This window comes from Succinimonas sp. (assembly GCF_045225735.1).
In the GTDB taxonomy this organism is placed as follows: Bacteria; Pseudomonadota; Gammaproteobacteria; order Enterobacterales; family Succinivibrionaceae; genus Succinimonas.
The window spans coordinates 1-2,806 of the sequence record NZ_JBGVBR010000241.1 but is presented as its reverse complement, the minus strand read 5'-3'; the positions used below and the strand labels follow the sequence as shown (position 1 = coordinate 2,806).

Genomic DNA, 2,806 nt, shown 5'->3' with positions numbered 1-2,806 from the left:
AGAATTAGAGAGCTCTGATTGAAAGCAGTCGAAAAGGGAGGACCGAAACGATGGAAAACGCTGGAAATGACGCAAGCAGATGAAACGGCGGAATAAATGAAGGGAAGGCATTCTCTGCTACCCTGTGCCTCCCGGAGATGGCAAGCGCCGGAGAGAACGGCATAAAAAGGGCTTCCCCTGCCTGATATACAAGAGAAGCCCTCTTTTCAAAAAACACGCTAAGTCAGCAACACATCAGTTAAGGGGGAGCACCATATGGAGAATGGGCATCCCGTACTGATCAAAGCTGTTCCGGGCGGATCCTCCCAGCTGGGCCGGAAAATCAAATTCCCGGTACCGGAAGCCGTTTCTTTCGTAGAATCTCCGGGCCATGGCGTTGGTTTCAAAAACCTCCAGCCGCACCGTGGCGGCCTTCCGGGATTTTTTTACCTCCTTCAGCATGGCATTCAGGAGCAGCTGTCCCAGATGGCGGTTCTCATATCCGGGCAGGAGATAAAAGGAACGGATATAGGCATTCCCCATATAGTACTGATAGCACACCAGCCCCACCACGGTTTTGGCATCAGTATCCCGGAGCACGAGGTTATGATAGATGCTGCTGTTCACCCGGGTCATCCAGAGGGTTCCCAGCTGCTCATAGTTGAGGAGCACGTTGTTTCTGATATGATCCCCGGCATTGGCAAATTCCAGCTCCTGCTGGGAACGATGTTCCACCCGGGCCATATCCCAGAACTCTTCGCTGACGGGAACTGCTACTTGAATTGACACTGGGGCACTCTCCCGTAATCCTTTCTGGCCGTGCGATAAACCTGCACCAGAGCATCCAGATTGGCGCTGATTTCCTTCAGATATTCATCGGTATGGGGATGCAGCACTGCATAGTCCTCTCCCTTATAATCGGGATTCCGGTTAACATTCTGCCAGAAAAGAAGAATTGCCGAAGGGTTATAGCCCGAATTGGCCATGAGCTGGAGAGCCAGGGTGTCCGCGGCCTTTTCCTGTTCCGGAGTGTAAGGAGCGTTGCGGGCGGGGTCAATCACCAGTCCCAGGGCATTGGAGAAGGAAGCAAAATTTTCAGGAGCGCGGAGATAAAGAGAGAATTTGAAGGCTTCCAGTCCGCCGGCCTCGCTTATGGGGGTCTTAAGGAGACGGGTGGCTCTTTCGTTATCATGCTCCATGAGAGAATGAGCCAGAGCATGAGCCACAACATAGGCGACTTCGTCCTGATCGGGCAGGAGATCCGAGAGGCAGTTGGAGACAATAAAGGTGCCGTCATTGATAAGAGCGGCATTGACGCTGCATTCCCGGAGGATTTCCGTGCGCCATTCGGAGCGGAGCCCGGCGAAGGCGCCGCCTACGGAACGGGTCAGATTGCGGATATGGCATTCCACGGAACGGCGCTGGGGCTTGTGTCCGGTGGCCGTCATGTTAAGGGTGCCCAGTTCCTTGTGGTAGGTTTTGGTCAGGCTCAGCATCTGGGTGTAATCAAAACCCCGGGCGCCGCCCTTCTGGCCGCTCATGGAATTGCAGCCCGTGACTATGAGACCGGCAGTCACAGCCAAAGCGAGAAACTTAAGACATTTCATAAAATTCTCATTATCTCCGGTATGGTGATTAATTCAAAAAAAGCCAAAGCATAATGCTCCGGCTTTCATAAGTATTCAACAGCGGTTAAAGATAAACCGGACTCAGTTCTCAGCTTTTCAGCTTAAAGAGCTCGGCAATCTTCTTGACATCGATTTTCGGATCCAGCGTTCTGGCTTTTTCGATCCAGAAACGGGCCTTGGCATCGTCTTTCTCCACGCCGGCGCCGTTCTTGTAGAACAGGGACAGAGCCACCATGGCAGGAACCAGATTGTTATAGGCGGCCTGTTCCACCCAGTAGGCGGACTTGCTCATGTCCCGGGGTTCGCCGTGGCCGTTGGCAATCATGATGCCGAGATTGAACTGAGCAACGGCTACGTCCACATCGGCAGCCTCGCGGTACCACTTGTAGGCCTGGTTGAAGTTCTGATTAACGCCGAAGCCTTCCTTGTAGGCATAGGCCAGATAGGTCTTGGCCATGGCGTCGTCATGCTCCTCGATGGCTTTGGTGAGCCACTTAATGCCTTCTTCCTTCTGCTGCGCATTGCCGTGGGTTACATAAAGCTCGCCCAGCTTGGATTCGGCTCCTACATGATCATGAAGAGCAGCCAGACGGTAGATGTTCATGGCTCTCTGGTAGTCCTGCTTCACGCCAAGGCCGTTTTCGTACATGGTACCCAGCAGATACTGCGCTTCCAGCATGTTCTGACCGGCAGCCTGGCTGATATAGTCCACCGCCTGAGCTTCTGAAAGCGCCCGGACAGTATCCTTGTCGCCGTTAATGTAGAGACGTCCCAGCTCGAATTGCGCCAGAGCGCTGCCCTTGTCAGCGGCCTTGCGGAGGTTTTCAATGCCCTGAGAAGGATTGCGCATCACTCCTTGGCCCTGGAAATACATGATGCCCACATAGTATTCGGCATCGGTATTGCCGCCCTTGGCTGATTTCTCAAACCAGATCATGGCATTGGCGTAATCCTTGTTTTCGTAAAGCACCGTGGCGAACAGAGCCTGACCGTCGGTGTTGTTAAGGAGGGCTGATTTGCGGGCCCAGCTGAGACCCAGCTTCTGAGATTCTTCATCCTTCTGATTCAGGAGCCACTTGGCATACTCGAACATGCCTGCGGGGTCACCGGCTTCGGCCTTGATCTGCACGTCTCTTACCGCATGATACTTGTCCAGGAAGTGCAGCGCGCGCTCCTCCTTCCAGACAGCCGCCTTGTCG

The 2,806-nt window shown here is 53.8% G+C and carries 3 protein-coding genes; all 3 read right to left on the bottom strand.

The genetic code is table 11. The features are described from left to right. Nucleotides 1-234 precede the first annotated feature (234 nt). Nucleotides 235-768, bottom strand: coding sequence for a GNAT family N-acetyltransferase (locus ACJROR_RS08330; RefSeq protein WP_406041249.1), 534 nt, complete (start codon nt 766-768; stop codon nt 235-237). After that, a complete protein-coding gene (locus ACJROR_RS08325) occupies nt 753-1,586 on the bottom strand; it encodes a M48 family metalloprotease (protein ID WP_406546726.1) in 834 nt (277 codons plus the stop codon). Before ACJROR_RS08325 ends, ACJROR_RS08330 begins: the two co-directional genes overlap by 16 nt. 109 nt (nt 1,587-1,695) lie before the next feature. Beyond that, nucleotides 1,696-2,806: tetratricopeptide repeat protein (locus tag ACJROR_RS08320; RefSeq protein WP_406546725.1), on the bottom strand; the 1,111-nt coding region annotated here is incomplete at its 5' end.

Bases quoted from the DNA above. Each gene is read 5' to 3' on its own strand.
- ACJROR_RS08325 (WP_406546726.1), bottom strand. From the start codon at position 1,586: ATGAAATGTCTTAAGTTTCTCGCTTTGGCTGTGACTGCCGGTCTCATA.